At 71.4% G+C, this 16,961-nt stretch carries 18 protein-coding genes; all 18 read left to right on the forward strand.

Translation table 11 applies throughout. From position 1 onward, the window contains the following. Positions 1–140: 140 nt before the first annotated feature. The 18 genes from K6U06_RS11720 to K6U06_RS11805 all read left to right on the forward strand — a co-directional run bounded on the left by K6U06_RS11720 (position 141) and on the right by K6U06_RS11805 (position 16,745). Positions 141–2,186, forward strand: a complete 2,046-nt coding sequence (locus K6U06_RS11720; protein ID WP_262322118.1) for a flagellar biosynthesis protein FlhA — start codon at positions 141–143, stop codon at positions 2,184–2,186. Continuing rightward, the gene (locus K6U06_RS11725; RefSeq protein WP_262322119.1) at positions 2,164–3,774 is read left to right on the forward strand and encodes a hypothetical protein; all 1,611 of its coding nucleotides are present in this window, start codon (positions 2,164–2,166) and stop codon (positions 3,772–3,774) included. The genes K6U06_RS11720 and K6U06_RS11725 overlap by 23 nt, the downstream gene beginning before the upstream one ends. Further along, positions 3,774–4,079 carry a hypothetical protein gene (locus K6U06_RS11730; protein WP_262322120.1) on the forward strand — a complete coding sequence of 102 codons (306 nt, stop codon included), beginning with the start codon at positions 3,774–3,776 and terminating at the stop codon, positions 4,077–4,079. The genes K6U06_RS11725 and K6U06_RS11730 overlap by 1 nt, the downstream gene beginning before the upstream one ends. 106 nt (positions 4,080–4,185) lie before the next feature. Next, positions 4,186–4,488, forward strand: a complete 303-nt coding sequence (locus K6U06_RS11735) for a flagellar FlbD family protein (RefSeq protein WP_262322121.1) — start codon at positions 4,186–4,188, stop codon at positions 4,486–4,488. Beyond that, positions 4,485–5,261: a motility protein A gene (locus K6U06_RS11740; protein ID WP_262322122.1), complete on the forward strand. Its 777-nt coding sequence runs from the start codon at positions 4,485–4,487 to the stop codon at positions 5,259–5,261. Before K6U06_RS11735 ends, K6U06_RS11740 begins: the two co-directional genes overlap by 4 nt. A gap of 2 nt (positions 5,262–5,263) precedes the next feature. Next, positions 5,264–6,079 carry a flagellar motor protein MotB gene (locus tag K6U06_RS11745; RefSeq protein WP_262322123.1) on the forward strand — a complete coding sequence of 272 codons (816 nt, stop codon included), beginning with the start codon at positions 5,264–5,266 and terminating at the stop codon, positions 6,077–6,079. Positions 6,080–6,081: 2 nt separating this feature from the next. Further along, positions 6,082–6,558 (forward strand): flagellar basal body-associated protein FliL, encoded by a 477-nt coding sequence (gene fliL / locus K6U06_RS11750; protein ID WP_262322124.1) that lies wholly within the window; start codon positions 6,082–6,084, stop codon positions 6,556–6,558. A gap of 62 nt (positions 6,559–6,620) precedes the next feature. Continuing rightward, positions 6,621–7,103 carry a flagellar protein FlgN gene (locus K6U06_RS11755; protein ID WP_262322125.1) on the forward strand — a complete coding sequence of 161 codons (483 nt, stop codon included), beginning with the start codon at positions 6,621–6,623 and terminating at the stop codon, positions 7,101–7,103. A gap of 8 nt (positions 7,104–7,111) precedes the next feature. Beyond that, on the forward strand, positions 7,112–8,455 hold the full coding sequence (gene flgK / locus K6U06_RS11760) for a flagellar hook-associated protein FlgK (protein WP_262322126.1): 1,344 nt from the start codon (positions 7,112–7,114) through the stop codon (positions 8,453–8,455). Between the two features lie 44 nt (positions 8,456–8,499). After that, entirely contained in the window at positions 8,500–9,429 is a 930-nt protein-coding gene (locus K6U06_RS11765; RefSeq protein ID WP_262322127.1) for a flagellin, read from the forward strand. Between the two features lie 60 nt (positions 9,430–9,489). Continuing rightward, entirely contained in the window at positions 9,490–9,744 is a 255-nt protein-coding gene (csrA, locus tag K6U06_RS11770; RefSeq protein ID WP_262322128.1) for a carbon storage regulator CsrA, read from the forward strand. 30 nt (positions 9,745–9,774) lie between these two features. Then, positions 9,775–10,377 (forward strand): phosphoribosylglycinamide formyltransferase, encoded by a 603-nt coding sequence (purN, locus tag K6U06_RS11775; RefSeq protein WP_262322129.1) that lies wholly within the window; start codon positions 9,775–9,777, stop codon positions 10,375–10,377. Then, positions 10,374–11,885, forward strand: coding sequence for a bifunctional phosphoribosylaminoimidazolecarboxamide formyltransferase/IMP cyclohydrolase (gene purH / locus K6U06_RS11780; protein ID WP_262322130.1), 1,512 nt, complete (start codon positions 10,374–10,376; stop codon positions 11,883–11,885). Before purN ends, purH begins: the two co-directional genes overlap by 4 nt. Next, the gene (locus K6U06_RS11785) at positions 11,885–12,748 is read left to right on the forward strand and encodes a bifunctional 5,10-methylenetetrahydrofolate dehydrogenase/5,10-methenyltetrahydrofolate cyclohydrolase (RefSeq protein WP_262322131.1); all 864 of its coding nucleotides are present in this window, start codon (positions 11,885–11,887) and stop codon (positions 12,746–12,748) included. The genes purH and K6U06_RS11785 overlap by 1 nt, the downstream gene beginning before the upstream one ends. Positions 12,749–12,830: 82 nt before the next feature. Then, positions 12,831–13,490, forward strand: coding sequence for a sigma-70 family RNA polymerase sigma factor (locus K6U06_RS11790; RefSeq protein WP_262322132.1), 660 nt, complete (start codon positions 12,831–12,833; stop codon positions 13,488–13,490). Further along, positions 13,483–14,679 (forward strand): DUF4232 domain-containing protein, encoded by a 1,197-nt coding sequence (locus K6U06_RS11795; protein ID WP_262322133.1) that lies wholly within the window; start codon positions 13,483–13,485, stop codon positions 14,677–14,679. The genes K6U06_RS11790 and K6U06_RS11795 overlap by 8 nt, the downstream gene beginning before the upstream one ends. A gap of 75 nt (positions 14,680–14,754) precedes the next feature. After that, positions 14,755–15,615 carry a methylenetetrahydrofolate reductase gene (locus tag K6U06_RS11800; protein WP_262322134.1) on the forward strand — a complete coding sequence of 287 codons (861 nt, stop codon included), beginning with the start codon at positions 14,755–14,757 and terminating at the stop codon, positions 15,613–15,615. Then, on the forward strand, positions 15,612–16,745 hold the full coding sequence (locus K6U06_RS11805) for a nitronate monooxygenase (RefSeq protein WP_262322135.1): 1,134 nt from the start codon (positions 15,612–15,614) through the stop codon (positions 16,743–16,745). Before K6U06_RS11800 ends, K6U06_RS11805 begins: the two co-directional genes overlap by 4 nt. The last annotated feature ends 216 nt before the right edge of the window (positions 16,746–16,961 follow it).

Below are 16,961 nucleotides of genomic sequence, written 5' to 3' on the forward strand. Positions count from 1 at the left end.
CGGGGGCGCGGGCCGTTTCGCGCTGCTCAGGTCTGCTCCGGTCGTGCCGATACCAGCCACGTAGGAAAGACGATCCCGGGCTGGCGCCCGGGTGACACCGGGCCACGGACGGTCCACCCCGCCCGTACTCCCGAGGTGCCATGCGCAACAAAACCGGACTCATCGGCGTCCCGGCCATCGTCATCGCGACCGTCGTCATGCTGGTCGTCCCGGTGCCGGCCTTCATCATCGACATCCTGATCAGCCTCAACATCAGCGCGGCGATCGTCATCATGTTGATGACGATGCACGTGAAACGAGCGCTGGACTTCTCGGTCTTCCCGGCTGTGCTTCTCGTCGCCACGTTGTTCCGCCTGGCCCTCAACGTGTCGGTCACCCGCCTGGTCCTGCTCCACGGAAGCGCCGGAGCGGTGGTCGCCAGCTTCGGCAAGTTCGTCGTCGGCGGCCAGCTGGTGGTGGGCCTGGTCGTGTTCTTGATCCTCATCGTCATCCAGTTCGTGGTGGTCACAAGCGGCGCGGGCCGGGTAGCCGAAGTCGCCGCCCGCTTCACCCTCGACGCCATGCCCGGCAAGCAGATGGCGATCGACGCCGACTTGAACGCCGGCCTGATCGACCAGGCGACAGCCAAGCGGCGCCGGCAGGAGACCGCCGACGAAGCGGACTTCTACGGGGCGATGGACGGCGCGTCCAAGTTCGTTCGCGGCGACGCCATCGCCGCGGTGGTCATCACCGTCATCAACCTGGTCGGCGGGCTCGGCGTCGGCGTATTGGGCAAGCACCAGTCGGTCACCACCGCGGTGCACACCTACAGCCTGCTCAGCATCGGCGACGGGCTGGCATCCCAGATCCCGGCCCTCCTGCTGTCGATCTCCACCGGCCTGATCGTCACCCGGGCCGCGACCGACGAGTCGGACTTCGGTACCGACGTCATCGGGCAGCTGCGCCGCCAGCACGGGGCCATCAAGATCGCCGGGGTGGTCATGGCCGGCATGGCCATCGTGCCCGGCCTGCCCCACGTCGCGTTCTTGATCGTCGGCGCGGTGCTCTACTTCTTCGGGCGCCGGGTGAGCGCCGCCGCCGACGCGACCGCGGTCGCCGCCGCCCAGGAAGACGCCGTCGTCCCGGCGTCGCCCGATACGCCCCAAGCCCTCGCCCTCGAGATGCGGGTGGAGCCCCTCGAGCTGGAACTGTCTGTGAGCCTGATCGACCTGGTCGACGGAGCGAAAGGCGGTGACCTGCTCGACCGGGTCAAGGGCCTGCGCCGGAAGCTGGCCATCGACAAGGGGCTGATCATCCCGCCGGTACGGACCCGGGACAACATCGCTTTGGACAACGACACCTACACCGTGCGGGTCCACGGCGTGGAGGTGGCCCGCGGCACCGCCCCTCCAGGCAAGTACCTGGCGATCGGCGACGGCCTGGACATGCTCCCCGGCATCGCCGACGTCGAGCCGGTGTTCGGGCTGCCGGCAAAGTGGGTGGCGCCGGAGGTCCGCCAGCAGGCGCTGATCGCCGGTTCCACCGTCATCGACAGGTCGTCGGTGATCACCACCCACCTCGGGGAGATCGCCGCCCGCTACGCCAGCCAGCTTCTCTCCAGCCAGCAGGTGAAGATCCTGGTCGACTCGGTGAAAGCGACCGACCCGGCGGTCATCGACGAGATGGCCGCAGCCCAGGTGACCCTCACCGACCTCCACCGGGTGATGGCCGGCCTGCTCGACGAAGGGGTGGCGATCCGAGACCTGGTGCGCATCATCGAGGCGGTGACCGAACGGGCCCGACAGACCAAGGACCCCGAGTCGCTGCTGGAGGCGGCCAGAGCGGCTCTCGGGTCGGCGATCGCGTCTCAGTTCTCCAAAGAGGGGCTGCTACCGGTGATCATGCTCGACGCCGGGCTCGAGCGGAGCCTGGTCGAATCGGTGTCCCCCGGGGAGGGGTCGACCGTCCTCAACGTCGATCCCCGGCTGGCCGAAGGCCTGGTGCGGGAGATCCAGGCGTTGGCGACCCAGGCGGAGCAGACCGGCCGAGAGCCGGTGCTGGTGTGCCCTTCCAGGCTCCGTCCGGCTCTGCGCCGCCTGCTGGCGGTCGCCGCGCCCCGCCTAGGGGTGTTGTCGGTCAACGAGCTGAGCAGCCATGTGAGAGTCGAGCGGATAGGAGTGGTAAATGTCGCAGCCCAGGCCGTTTGAGGGTATTGACGCCGAGCAGCTGGTCGTCGAGATCCGCCGCGAGCTGGGACCCGACGCCAGGATCGTCCGAGGCGAGACGGTCCGCAGCGGGGGAGTCCTCGGCTTCTTCGCCAAGGAGAAGTACCGGCTCTTCGCCGAACCAGCAGCCGGAGGGCCGCCGCCGGAAAGCGGCCCGCAAAGCCGCGGCGGCGCCGGCACGCGCCGCCCCGCTGCGCTGCTACCCGCTCCCGTCGCCTCGACCGGAACCCTCGACGTGTTCGCCGCGCTCGCGGAGCACACCGCCGACCTAAACGACGTCCTCGCCGATGGCGTCGGGACGGCGCCGGGCGCGGCGCCCGCCGCGGCCGATGCTGCGGCGTCCTCCCGCCATCGCGGCCGGCGAAGCCCGCTGCGGCGGCCGGCTGCCATCTCGGTGGCGGCCGGACCGGCGCACGCCTTCGGGACCGCCCCGTTCGAGACCGGCGCCTTCACCGGCGGTGAGTTCTCACCGGACGCGCCCGCTACGCCTGCGCCGCCGGCCGGCTCCTCGCGCCTGCCGACGGCCCCCGACACCGCGGACGACTTCGGCGCAGTGCTGCGGGAGGTGACCCGGATCCTCGACGCTCAACCCGACGCGGCCGCGACGGTGATCACCGCCTCCACGTCCGGCCAGACCGAGCCTGCTGCCGCGGCGCCCGCAGCTCAGGCCACCCCCGAGCCCGCGGCTGCCGAGCCGGCCGCCGCCAAGCACGCCGCCCCCAAACCCGCGGTGCGCAAGGCGGCCGCCCCCAAGCCCGCCGCCCCCAAGACCGCGGTGCGCAAGCCGGCGGCCTCGAAGCCCGCGGTGCGCAAGCCGGCGGCCTCGAAGGCTTCCACCGCCCAGCCCGGCACCGCGCGGGCGGCGGTTCCCGCCACCCGCGAGGCCGCCACCCGCAGGCGGGCCGCCTCCAGGGCCGCCACGCCGGCGGCGGCCCCCCCGGCCCGGCGCACGCCTGTCGACCGGCGCGGCCCGGCGCCGCGCAACCTTCGAAGCCTCCTGCGCTCGACCGGCCTGAGCGACGCCGACGCGGCCGCCGCCGCCGCGCTGGTGCGCGGCGGTCACGACCTCTCGGTGGCGCTGACCCATACGTTCGCGGCGCTGGCCCCAACCCCGCCGCAGCTGCGGGCCACGCCCGGGCGACCCCTCGTCGTGGTCGGCGGGGCGGGCCCGGCCCTGCAGGCCGCCGGCGAGCTCGCGCTCGACAACGGGCTCGACCCCGACGATGTCACAGTCGTCACAGCCGCCAGCCTCCCGGAGACCAGCCGGGCGATCACCGTTGTCGACCTGCCTGTCGCGCCCCGGCCACTAGGGGAGCGGGCCCTAGCCGTGAGCGACCTGCGCCCCGCCACCGTCGTCGGTGTGGTCGACTCCGTCACCAAGGTCGACGACGTCGCGGCGTGGGCGGAAGCTCTCGGCGGCCTCGACGCCTTGGTGCTGGTCAACGTCGAGGGGACCCTCAGCCCTGCCGCCGTCCTCCAGACCGGTATCCCCGTCGCCCGCCTCGGCGCCCACCACGCCAACCCGGCCCGGTGGGCGGCCACGGTGACCGATCTGGTCGAGGGCAGGTAATGAAGCGGCCCGACCTCGTCGTGGCGGGCGCGGTCGTGCTGTGCCTGCCGATGCTGCCGGCGCTGCTGGCCGGCTCGATGCCCACCATCACGGCACTGGAGCGGTTCCTCATCGCCCTCATCGTGTCGTGGGTGGCCGGGATCATCATCAGCGCGGTGTACGGCCGCTACAGCCGGGAAGCCCGGCGCGCCGAGCTGCTCGCCCAGATCCGGCGGGTCCAGGGGATCGACACCCCCGGCGCCGAGCAGACCGACGGCTCCTCCCTCGAGACCGCCCGCCCGGATCGGATCATCCCCCCCTCTTAAAGGGGTGTGCGACAAGAAACCGGAAGGCGGCTCAAGGCGCGCCCCGTGGTGACGAAAGAAGAAGTGGCAATGGATGCCGCGCTTCGCCCCACAAGGACGTGCCCCCATGATTCTGCTCACCCGATTCCCAAAAGGTGACCGTCTCGCGCTGAACCCCGACCTGATCGAGCGGGCGGAGGCGCTCCCCGACACGGTCGTCACGATGACCGACAGCACCCGCTACGTCGTCGAGGAGTCCGTCGAAGAGCTGATCGAGATCATCAAGGAGTACCGGGCCAGCATCCTGGCCATGGCCCAACGCTACGGAGTGGCGTCCGCCGGGCCGCCCCCCGGCTCGCTCCGGCTGGTGCGCGAAGCCAGCGACGCGCCGGAGGTGGCGCCGGCTGCGCCAGGGAGGCCCCGGCCGTGAAGAAACTCGACCGCTTCACGGCCATGTGCATCGGCGGCGCGCTCGTCGCGGTGGTGCTGTCCATGATCATGGACGGGGCCAGCCCGGCGGCGTTGCTCAAGCCCGCCCCCTTGATCCTCGTGTTCGGCGGCACCATCGCGGTCGGCGCCGCCGGCTTGATGAAAAAAGACGTCAAGAGCATCAAGCAGATCTTCAAGCTGGCCCTCGGCGTGCCCGAAACCGACCCCGCAGAGGACATCGCTCGGCTGGTCAACCTGGCCGACGTCGCCCGCCGCGACGGCCTTCTCGCCCTGGAGCAGGCAGCCGGCGAGATCGACGACCCGTTCCTGGCCAAGGGCATCCAGATGACCGTGGACGGCGTCGACTCCGACGAGATCGAGGAGATCCTCGAAACCGAGATCGCGGCGATGAAGGAACGGCACAAGGCCGGCGCCAAGTTCTTCGCTGACATGGGCGGTTACGCCCCGACGCTCGGCATCATCGGCACCGTCATCGGGCTAATCCACGTGCTCGGCAACCTCTCCAACCCCAACGCCCTCGGGCCGGCGATCGGCTCGGCTTTCACCGCGACGCTGTGGGGCGTCATGAGCGCCAACCTGTTCTGGCTGCCGATCTCCAACAAGCTGAAGCGGGCGTCGGAGCTCGAGGTGTCCAGCAAGCGCATGATCCTCGCTGGTCTCCTCGCCGTGCAGGCCGGCAGCACGCCGCGCATGGTCGCCACCCGCCTCCAGGCCTACCGGGCGGCCAGCGAGCGGGCGGATGAGGCGGCGTAGCCATGAGCAAGAAGAAGCACGGAGCGGCCCACGACGACGACGAGGGTCACGCCGGCGGAGAGGAGCGCTGGTTGCTGACCTACGCCGACATGATCACCCTGCTGCTGGCGCTGTTCATCCTGCTGTTCTCGGTCAGCACCATCAACCAGAAGAAGTTCGAGGCCCTGGCCCTCGGGCTCAAAGCGACGTTCAACCCTAACCCCGGGGTCCTTCCCAACAGCAACGGGCTGCTCCAAAACAGCAGCCTGGTCAAGACCGCCGGCACCACTACCGGCAAACCGGCACCGCAGACCGCCACCACCCCGACCACCACCCCCACCATCAAAACGCCGCCGTCCGCGCCCAGCGCCAGCCAAGAGGCGCTGGCCGCCTTGGAGCAGCAGGTCGCCGCAGCGCTGAGAAGCAAGGGACTGGCCGGGTCGGTGTCGGAGTCCCTCGGCAACGGCGAGCTGACCGTTCAGCTCCTAGACGACAAGGTCTTCTTCGCCAGCGACTCCGCCGACCTCGGTTCGGTCGGCGACCAGGTCATCGACACGGTGGCGCAGGTGCTGGCCCCCACCGCCAACCTGATCGACGTCAACGGCTACACCGACAACCAGGCGATCACCGGCGGTCCCTACACCTCCAACGAGGAGCTGTCCGCAGTGCGCGCCGTCAACGTCGTCCTCCGGCTGAGCCGGACCGACGGGCTGGCGGCCAGCCGCCTGGCCGCCACCGGATTCGGCGACTCCCGTCCCTCCGCCCCCAACGACACCCCAGCGCACATGGCGCTCAACCGCCGGATCGACATCGTCGTGCTCGCCGGCACAGGAGCTTGAAGATGACTGCCACCACCATCGCGCCCGCCCAAGCCGCCGGGACCGAGACCGCACCCAAGAAGAGCAAGAAGAAGCTCATCATCTTGCTGGTCGTCGTGCTCCTCGCCGGCGGCTACGTGGCCAAGGGGATCCTCCTCAAGCCGCACTACCTACCCGGCCAGAAGGTCCCGGCCGGCAAGATCCTCGACCTCAGCCAGCTGACCGTCAACCTCTCCGACGGGCACCTGGTGCAGGCCACCATCTCCTTGCAGCTGAGCAAGGTGGCCAACTCCAAGGCGGTCGGCGCCGACCTGCAGCGCTTCGAGGACGCCATCAACACCGTGTTCGGAAGCGACAACTACGCCACCCTCCTGTCCCCGCAAGGACGCGACGCGGCCAAAGCCGCCATCTTGAAGGACTGCCAGAAGATCACCGGCACCGTCGACGGCGCCGCGCAGCAGGTCCTCGACATCTACTTCGTCGGTTTCGTGATCCAGTAGGGCAGGTGCAGCGTTGCGCACGAGCCGCTCACCTTCGGCGCCGGCCGGTCGATAAGTCACGCATGGACCTCGACGCCATCTTGGGGTGCATCCTCCTCGAGCAGGAAGCCCTCGACGAGCTGTCGTTCAAGCTCGAGGAGCAGCGCCTGATCCTCCTCGCCGGGCAGCACCGATACCTGGGACGGGCTACCACCGAGATCGACGACGTCGCAGCCAACCTGGCCGCGCTCGGCCGTCAGCGGGCCGCGACCCTTGCCGACGCCGCCGGGGCCCTCGGTATCGACCCGAGCGCCACCCTCCGCGACATCGCCGAAGCTCTGCCCACCCCCGAGGCCCAAGCCCGGGTGTCCACCGCCCGCGACGCCATGCGCGCCACCGTCGCCCAGATCAACCGCACGGTCGAAGAGAACCGCCGGCTGCTCGCCGGGGGACTGGCCGCTACCATCGACGCCCTGGCGATGCTCGGCACGGCGCCGTCCTACGACGCGTCAGGGACCGGCAGCCAAGGCGGCGAGCGGTCTGTCCTTCTCGACGCCCGGGCGTAAGGAGCCACATGGGCAACCTCGCTCTCAGTATCGCGGCGTCGGGCGTCACCGCCCAGCAGACCGCCATGGACACCGTCGCCCAGAACCTGGCGAACTCCAACACCCCCGGCTACGTGCAGGAAACCCCGACGCTCACCGCAGCGGCGGGGCTGTCCCCGCTCGGCGTCGGGCTCGGCGTGACCCCCCTGGCCTCCGGCCAGGCCTACGACGGGCTGCTGCAGACCAGCGCCCAGCAGGCGTCCGCGGCCCTGGCCCAAAGCGGGGCTCTCCAACAGGTCCTCCAGGGCATCCAAACCGGGTTTCCGGTCTCGACGACCACCGGCCTCAACGCCGACCTGTCGGCGTTCTGGCAGTCCTGGGACACCGTCGCGCAGAAACCCTCCGACAGCGGCGCCCGCTCCCAGGTGATCAACCTGGCCTCCAACCTCATCTCGGACCTGCACACCTCCTCGGCTGCCATCGCGACCAGCCAGGGCAACGCCCAGCAGCAACTCTCCGCGCTGGTCAGCGCCGACAACTCGGTGCTGACCCAACTCGCGCAGCTCAACACCGCCATCATCACCACCAAGGCAGCGGGGAGCTCGGCCAATTCGCTGATCGACCAGCAGAGCCAGCTGATGAACCAGCTGTCGCAGGACCTGGGAGCGGTGTCGTCGCTGCAGCCGAACGGGACCATCAACGTGAGCATCGGCGGGGTCAACGTCGTGGCGGGGGTGACCGCGTCCCAGCTGCAGCTGACCGGCACCGCCGGCTCGCTCGGCGTGCAGACCACCACCGGGACCGCGGTGACGATGACGTCGGGGTCCGCGGCGGGGACCCTCGCGGCGATCAACCAGTACCTCCCCGACTACCAAAGCCAGCTCGACGGCGTCGCCAACGACCTCGCAACCACGGTCAACACGCAGCTGGCCGCCGGATACACCGCCTCCGGGGCGCCCGGCGGTCCCCTCTTCACCATCGGCTCGGGCGCGGCGAGCATCGGCCTCGTGGCGGCGGTCGCCGCCGACCCCTCGCTGCTGGCCGCGTCGGGGACCGCGACGCTTCCCGACGCCGCGAACAACGGGGCCAACGCCCAGTCAATGGCCAACCTCTACGACGCGTCCAGCGGCCCTGACACCGCCTACCGCAGCTTCGTGCAGACCATGGGCACCCAGATCTCGGCGCTCAACAGCCAGGTGCAGACCCAGACGTCGGTCGCCAACGCCGCCCAGGCCAACCTCCAAGCGGTGAGCGGCGTCAACGTGAACAGCCAGATGGTGATGATGCTCAACTACCAGCAGTCCTACCAGGCGTCGGCGAAGGTGATCAGCGCCGTCGACCAGATGATGCAGTCCCTGCTCCAGGCCACCTGAGCCGCACGGAACCTGAGCTGCACGGACCCTGAGGAGCCGCTTCCATGTCAAGCGTTACAGCCACCCCCGTCACCTACACCCCGTCGGTCATCGCCCAGCAGATGATCTCCAACGTCAACAGCGACGAGGCGTACCAGGCCGGCCTGCAGGAGCAGCTGGCGACCGGGGTCAGCATCAACTCCGCGTCGGACAACCCGGCCGGCGCCGCGCAGGTGCTGGCCCTCGGCGCCAGCATCGCCCGCAGCGCCCAGTACCAGACCAACGCCAGCGACGGGGTGGGCTGGCTGTCGACGGGCACCTCGACGCTCAACTCGATCATCAACACGCTGCAAAGCGTGCAGCAGGCCGCCCAGGGCGCGTCAGGCGTGGCCCTCACCGGGGGCACCAACGCGTTGCAGGCCATCGTCGGTCAGGTCAACTCGGCGGCCAACGAGATCTTGCAGCTGGCCAACACCACCTACGACGGGCAGGCCATCTTCGCCGGGACCGGCAACCCCGGCCAGGCCTACGACTCCACGGGAACCTACGTCGGTGGCGGCTCCGCCCCGAGGCGAACCGTCGGACCCGGCACGCAGATCACCATCGGGGTCACCGGGCCGGCGGTGTTCGGGTCGGGACCGACCGGCCTGCTCGGCGCCGGCGGCGTCCTCGCCAAGCTGGCCCAGGACCTCTCGACCGGTACTCCCGCCTCGCTGACTCAGGCCACCACCACCGACCTCCAGGCGCTCGGCGCCGCCCTGGACCAAGTCACCACCCAGGCCGCCACCCTCGGCGAGCAGTACCAGCAGGCCCAGGCGTTCTCCGCCCAAGCCACGCTGGCCAACACCGCCCTCCAGACCCAGCTGTCCTCAACCGACAGCACCGACATCGCCAAGGTCACCACCGAGCTCAACCAGGCCCAGAACAACTTCCAGTCCGGGCTGTGGGCCATCTCCAAGCTCAACCAGACGTCCCTCGTCCAGTACCTGGGGTGAGCGCGCCGCGGCGGGGACTCTCTAAGCTCCCGTCTCGGTAGCCGCCACGGAGGGAGCACCATGCTTGTCCTGACCCGCAGTGCCAACCAGAGCATCGTGATCGGGCACGACATCGTGCTCACGGTCCTCGAGGTGCGGGGGGATCAGGTCCGCATCGGGATCGACGCCCCCAGAGAGATCCAGGTCCACCGGATGGAGGTGTTCCAGGCCCTGCAGGAAGCCAACCGGCAAGCCGCCGAGTCGGCCGGCGACCTCGACGCCCTGCAGCAACTGGCGGCCAAGGCCCCGGCCGACCGCCGGCCGCCCCCAGCCTGAGGATCGGTCAGGGTCGGGTAGCGTCGGGACGTGCAACAACCGCGTCCCGATCGTGGCGTCCTCGGCGTGCTGGCGTCGGGGACCGGCTCGATCCTCGAGGCCATCCTCGGTGCCGACCTGCCCGTCGCGGTGGTCGTGGTCGACCGGCCGTGCCGGGCGATGGACGTCGCCCGCGACGCCGGGGTTCCGGCGCAGCTCGTAGCCCGCACCGACTTCGGCGCGGCGTTCGACCGGGCCGCCTACACCGCCCGGGTCGTCGAGGCCCTCGAGCGTCACGGCGTGCAGGCGGTGGCGATGGCCGGCTTTGGCACCGTGCTGTCCGCTGCGGTCTTCGAGCGCTTCCCGGGCCGGGTCCTCAACACCCATCCGGCGCTTCTCCCCGCCTTCAAGGGGTGGCACGCGGTGCGAGCCGCCCTCGAAGCCGGGGTCGCGGAGACCGGCTGCACCGTGCACATCGCGACCGAGGCGGTCGACGAGGGGCCGATCCTGGCCCAAGAGTCCGTGCCGGTGTTGCCAGGCGACAGCGAGGACAGCCTGCACGAGCGGATCAAGGCGGTCGAGCGCCGCCTCTACCCGGCCACCATCGCCTCTTTCCTCACCTCTATCAACGACAAATTGGAGACCCGCACGTGAGAGTGCTGCTGTCGGTGTACGACAAGACCGGGCTCGAGGACTTCGCCCGCGGGCTGACCGCGCTCGGCCACGACCTCGTCGCCAGCGGGGGTACGGCCCGGGCGCTGGCCGACGCCGGGATCGCCCACCGCGACGTCGAGTCGGTCACCGAAGCCCCCGAGATGCTCGGCGGCCGGGTCAAGACCCTCCATCCCCGGCTGCACGGCGGGATCCTCGCCGACCGCTCCAAGCCCGAGCACCTCGCCGACCTCGAAGGCCAAGGCATCGAGCTGATCGGGATGGTCGTGTGCAACCTGTACCCGTTCAGCTCCAACCCGTCCATCGAGCTGATCGACGTCGGCGGGCCGAGCATGGTGCGCGCCGCGGCTAAGAACTGGGCTCACGTGGCGAGCGTCGTCGACCCCGGCGACTACGCCGCGGTGCTCGAGGAGCTGCGCGCCGGCGCCCTGAGCGACGGGCTGCGCAAGCGGCTGGCGGCCAAGGCCTTCGCCCACACCGCCGCATACGACGCGACCATCGCCAACTGGTTCGCCTCCGAGGAGCAGGGCGGAGAGAGGTTGCCCGAGACCGTCCACATCTCGCTGGAGAAGGCCGCGCCTCTCCGCTACGGCGAGAACCCCCACCAGCAGGGGGCCCGCTACCGCGAGTCGGGGCGTCGCAGCTGGTGGGACGACGTGGTGCAACACGGCGGGATGGCCCTGTCCTACCTCAACCTCTACGACGCTGACGCGGCGTGGCGGCTGGTGCACCAGCTGGCCGACCTCGGCCCGGCCGCCGCGGTCGTGGTCAAGCACGCCAACCCGTGCGGGGCCGCAGTAGCCGCCGACGTCCAGACCGCCTACGACCGGGCCTTCGAGTGCGACCCGATGTCGGCGTTCGGCGGGATCGTCGCCCTCTCGGCGCCGGTGACCGCCTCGGTCGCCGCGGAGATGGTCGCCAACGCCAAAGCCGACGTGGTCATCGCCCCGAGCTACGACGCCGATGCCCTCGAGCTGTTCGCGGCCAAACGCAAGAACATGCGGGTCCTTGCCGCTCCCGCGCCCACCGCCGACCCGCTCCACTTCCGTCAGATCTCCGGCGGGTGGCTGGTGCAAGAACCGTACCGGTTCGCCGCCGGGCGGGATCAGTGGAGGGTGGTGACCAAGGCGCAGCCCACCGCCGAGCAGTGGACCGACATGGAGCTGGCGTGGCGGGTGTGCGCGTGGGTGAAGTCCAACGCCATCGTCCTAGCCGCCAACGGGATGGCCGTCGGGATCGGCGGCGGCCAGCAGAACCGGGTGACGCCGGGCGAGATCGCCGCGGCGCGCGCCGCGGGCCGGGCGAAGGGCGGCGCCGCCGCCAGCGACGCGTTCTTCCCGTTCCGCGACGGCCTGGACGCCTGCGCGGCAGCGGGAGTCGCGTCGGTGGTGCAGCCCGGCGGGTCGGTCAGCGACGAAAAGGTGATCGCCGCCGCGGACGAGCACGGCCTGGTGATGGTGTTCACCGGCGAACGGCAGTTCCAGCACTGATGGCCGCGATCATGATCCCCGGCGGCCCCGTCGCCGAAGCCGTCCTCGATGACGTGGCCAAGCGGGTCGCGTCGCTGCGCGACGCCGGTGTCACCGTTGGCTTGGCCACCGTCCTCGTCGGCGACGACCCGGCTTCGGCCGGTTACGTCCGCAAAAAGCACGAGACCTGCGAAGCCGTCGGCATGGCCAGCTTCGACGTGCGCATCCCAGCCAGCGCCACCCAGGCCGACCTCCTAGCGGAGATCGCCCGCCTCAACGCCGACCCCGCGGTGCACGGCTTCATCGTCCAAAACCCGGTCCCGGCAGGCTTCGACTTCAACGCCGCGATGGCCGCCGTCGACCCGGCCAAAGACGCCGACGGGCTCCACCCGACCAACCTCGGGTTCCTGGCGCTCGGCGTGCGCGACACGCCCCGGCCCTGCACGCCGCTCGGGATCGTGGCCATGCTGGCCCACTATGAGGTCCCGGTGGCAGGGAGGCACGCGGTGATCGTCGGGCGAGGCCCGACCCTCGGCCGGCCGCTGTCGATGATGCTGGCACTCAAGGAGCCAGGAGCCAACGCCGCGGTCACGGTGGTGCACACCGGCGTGCCCGACTGGCGGGACCTCACCAAGCAGGCCGACATCGTGGTCGGCGCAACCGGCGTCCCCAACATGATCACCCCCGACGTCATCAAGCCCGGCGCCGCGGTTATCGGCGGCGGGATGACGTGGGAAGGCCGCAAGGTCCTCTCCGACATCGACGAGTCCTGCGCGGAGGTCGCCGGCTGGATCACCCCCCGCCTGGGCGGCGTCGGCGTCACGACCGTCGCCATGCTGCTGCGCAACACCGTCCTCGCCGCGGAGCGAGCAGCCGGAGCCTGACCGCCGGGCCGGCGGGACCGGTGTCAACCGCCGGAGGGCACGGCGCGTTGAGACCACATCCCCGCCGCCGGAAAGGAGGCCGATGTCCTACGACCAGATGACCCTCCGGGCCCCGGCGCGCCTCGCCTCCACCAGCCCCTCGCTGGGTACGGTTTACCAGTGCCCTCCGTCGCCAGCTGGTCGGCTCGCCGGTCCCGTCGCCGATGAGCCAGTCGTAATGGACGACCGGGCAGGGACGGACTCCTCGGCCGGGGACTTCGTGGAGTACTTCAACCACATGCTCCCTACCGCGGTCGGGGTGGCCCGGCGGATCCTCGGCGACCAGGCGTCGGCCGAAGACGCCGCGGCCGAGGCCATGGCCCGCGCCTACCTGCGGTGGGGGGAGCTGCGCGCCGCGGAGTTCCGCGAGGCGTGGGTGGTGCGGGTCACCACCAACGAGGCCCTCGGCATGCTCCGCAAGCGGACCCGCCGCGAGCGGATCCTGCGCAGCCAGGTCCGCCCCGGGGCCGAAGCGCCCGCGGACGCGCAGCTGCGCGACGGGGCGCTGGCCGACAACGTCAAGGCGCTGCCCCGACGGCAGCGGGAGGTCGTGGCGCTGCGGTACTTCGCCGAGCTGAGCACCGACGAGGTGGCCGCCGCCCTGGACATCTCCCCAGGATCGGTCAAGACCCACCTGCACCGGGCGATGGCGGCGCTGCGCGAACGCAGCCTCGGCGACCTCGGGGAGGCCTTCGATGGCTGAGCCCACGCCGACCGACGTCCTCCTGCAGCGCACCCTCCGCCGGGCGGCGCAGCTCCGCCGCCGGCGCCGCGCCGTGATCGGCGCGCTGGTCGCGGCCGCGGCAGCCCTCGCCGTTGCCGTGCCCGTCGCGACCCTCGACGCTTCCCACGGCCGCTCCCGGGTCCAGGTCGGGGCGGCCCCCCCGACCCGGCCCCGCTCTGTCTACGGCCCGCTGGCCGCGCCGTCTCCGGCGTGCAAGATCACGCAGCTCTCCGGTTCCTTCGACCACTCCCGCGACGGCGCTCTCATCGGCACCGACAGCGGCCGCGTGGAGGCCGGCACGACCCTGGTCCTGGTCAACCGCGGCGCCTCGCCCTGCGCCCTGTCAGAAGGGCCGTTGGTCGCGTCCGACGGTTCGCCGGGCCCGGCGTTCATCCGGTCGACCGACCCGGCGGCGACGGGCCGGGCGGCGGCTGGAACCGCCTCGCCTGGCACGGCTGCCACCGCACCGCCAGGTAAGGCTGCCACCGCGCCTGCGCCGGTCCTGGCCCCCGGCGAGGCGGCCAGCGCCACGCTGCGGTGGGCGGTCGACGCGGGCAGCGCATGCAGCGTCCCCTCGGTTCTGCGCGTCGGCTTGGCGCCGGGCGGCCCGAGCTTCTCGGTCGCATGGCCAGAAGAACGGGTGTGCGAAGGCACGATCAGCCCGCCGGTGCTGTCGGCGCCGGCGGTGAGATCCGTCGCGGTCCCGCTCCCCAACGGGTTGTGCTCCACCGGCCAGCTGCAGTGGGTGTACCTGCCCGGTGGCTCCGACGCGTCGGCCGACCCGGGCTACTACTCGTTCGAGGTGGTCAACATCAGCGCCCGGTCGTGTCGCACCGGGGACTATCCGGGATCGTCGGCCTCCGACGCGTCCGGGGCGCCGATCGTGGTCAGCAACGGCCGCTCCGACATCGGCGGGGCGCCGGTGGGCCTGTCGATGGCTCCGGGGTCGGTCGCTTCCTTCGTGGTCACGCTGCCTCGCGTGTCAGGCCAGCCGTGCAACACCGTCGGCAGCTTCCACTTCATCGCCCCGGACGACCATGTGGCCTCGATGCCGGTCCCAGTCACCGGCGCCGGCGGCCCGGTCCCGGAGATGTGCGGCACCGGGGTCTCCTCCGTCGGGCCGTTGCACCTCGGGCTGGCCTACCCGCTCAGCGTCGCCGGCCGGTAGGGGAGGGCGGGTCGCCCCACGGGTGAGCTCCACGGACGCGCCCCGAGCCATGGCCGCCCACTACCGTGGACGGCCATGGCCAAGATCGCCGATCTCCTGCGGGCCGGCCGCACCTTCTCCTTCGAGTTCTTCCCCCCGAAGGACGACGCCGAGCACCACCGGCTGGTTCAGACGCTGGCGGAGCTGCAGCCGCTCAACCCCTCCTTCGTGTCGGTCACCTACCGCGGCGGGCGGTCGTCGCGCCAGCGCACCCATGACCTGGTGGCGGGCATGCTGCGCACCACCACCCTGACCCCGATGGCCCACCTCATCTGCGTGGCCCATACCCGCCTGGAGCTGGCCGAGATCCTCGTCGAGTTCCGCAAGGCGGGCGTCGAGAACCTGATGGCGCTCGGCGGCGATCCCCCGACCGACCCTGACGCCGCGGAGGGGGAGCTGGCCCACGCAGATGAGCTGGTGGAGCTGGCCCGCGCCATCGGCGGGTTCTCGATCGGGGTCGCCGCCCATCCCGCCGGTCATCCCCGGTCTCCGTCGATCGACCAGGACCGGGCCTACCTGGCCGCCAAGCTGGCCCGCGCCGACTTCGCCGTCACCCAGTTCTTCTTCGAACGCAGCGACTACCTCCGCCTGGTCGACGACATGCGATCGCGCGGGGTCGACCGCCCGATCGTCCCGGGGATCATGCCGGTGACCTCGATCAGCTCCATCAACCGAATGGCGGCGATGGGGGCCGCGGTGCCCGAGGCCATGGCCGAGCGCCTCCGCTCCGCCGGGTCAGCCAGCGCCGTCAGGGAGGCGGGCGTCGAGGCCGCCACCGAGCTGTGCCAAGCCGTCCTCGACGCCGGCGCACCGGGCCTGCACTTCTACACCCTCAACCGGTCCCTGGCGACCAGAGAGATCTACGCCAACCTCGGCCTGGAGGTCACCGCGTCATGAACACCGCCGTGTGCCGTCTCCTCGGCATCGAGTTTCCCTTGCTGGCGTTCAGTCACTGCCGGGACGTCGTCGCCGCGGTTACCAACGCCGGTGGCTTCGGCGTGCTCGGCGCCGCGGCGTTCTCCCCCGAGCAGCTCGACCGGGAGCTGACCTGGATCGACGAGCACACCGATGGTCGCCCGTACGGCGCCGACGTGCTCGTGCCGCTCAAGGTGTCGGGCGAAGGCATGAGCCGCGCGGATATCGCCGCCATGGTGCCCGACGAGCAGCGCCGCTTCGTGGCGTCGGTGCTAGCCGACCACGACGTCCAAGCGCCCGAAGCAGGGGTCGGCGCGGCGGCCGCCGGCCTAGGGTCGGCCAGCGGCAACGAGGACCTGCTCGACGTCGCGTTCACCCACCCGATCCGCCTGATCGCCAACGCCCTCGGGCCGCCGCCCCCCTCGATGCTCGAGCGGGCCCGGGCCGCCGGCGTGCCGGTCGCGGCGCTGGTCGGCGCCCGCCAGCACGCAGAGCGGCAACTGGCCGCCGGCGTGGACATCCTCGTCGCCCAGGGCAGCGAGGCCGGCGGTCACTGCGGCGAGGTGTCGACGATGGTCCTCGTCCCCGAGGTGGTGGACGCCGCGGCGGCCATGGCCGACGGCAAGGACCCGGTGCCGGTCCTGGCCGCGGGCGGCATCGTCGACGGCCGCCAGATGGCCGCCGCGCTGGCGCTGGGCGCGTCCGGCGTGTGGACCGGGTCGGTGTGGTTGACCACCGAGGAAGCGGAGACGGCGCCCGCGACGAAGGCCAAGATGATCGCGGCCAGCTCCCGCGACACCGTCCGTTCCACCAGCCGGACCGGCAAACCGTCACGCCAGCTCCGCTCCGCTTGGACCGACGCCTGGTCGGCCCCCGGCGCGCCGGCCACCCTGCCGATGCCGTTGCAGTCGGTGCTGTCCGAGCCTGCGCTGCGCAAAGTCGACCAGCTGGCCGCGTCGGGTCACGCCGGCGCCACCGAGCTGGCCACCTACTGGATCGGCCAGGGCGTCGGCCTGCTCGACGCGGTGAAACCGGCGCGGCGGGTCGTCGCCGAGTTCATGGAGGCGATGGCCTCCAGCCTCGAGCGGATCGACGCCATCACCCGGTCCTAAACCGCCCGGTCCTGAACTGACGGCGGCGCCCCCGCCCCGGTCTTCGCGCCGGGGCGCCCATCTCCGCGCTAGTTGCGTTAAGCGTAGGCCTCTTCCTGCCGATGTGGGATGTGCCGCTCTCGAAGACCCGGGCTGACGCCCGGCCGGCGAGACGGCCTCGGCCCCTGCGGCCGGGCACGGATCCACCGATGCTCCATGGATGGGGCGGCCCCAACC

The sequence above is a fragment of the Acidiferrimicrobium sp. IK genome (genome assembly GCF_025499425.1).
Classification (GTDB): Bacteria; Actinomycetota; Acidimicrobiia; order Acidimicrobiales; family Palsa-688; genus Acidiferrimicrobium.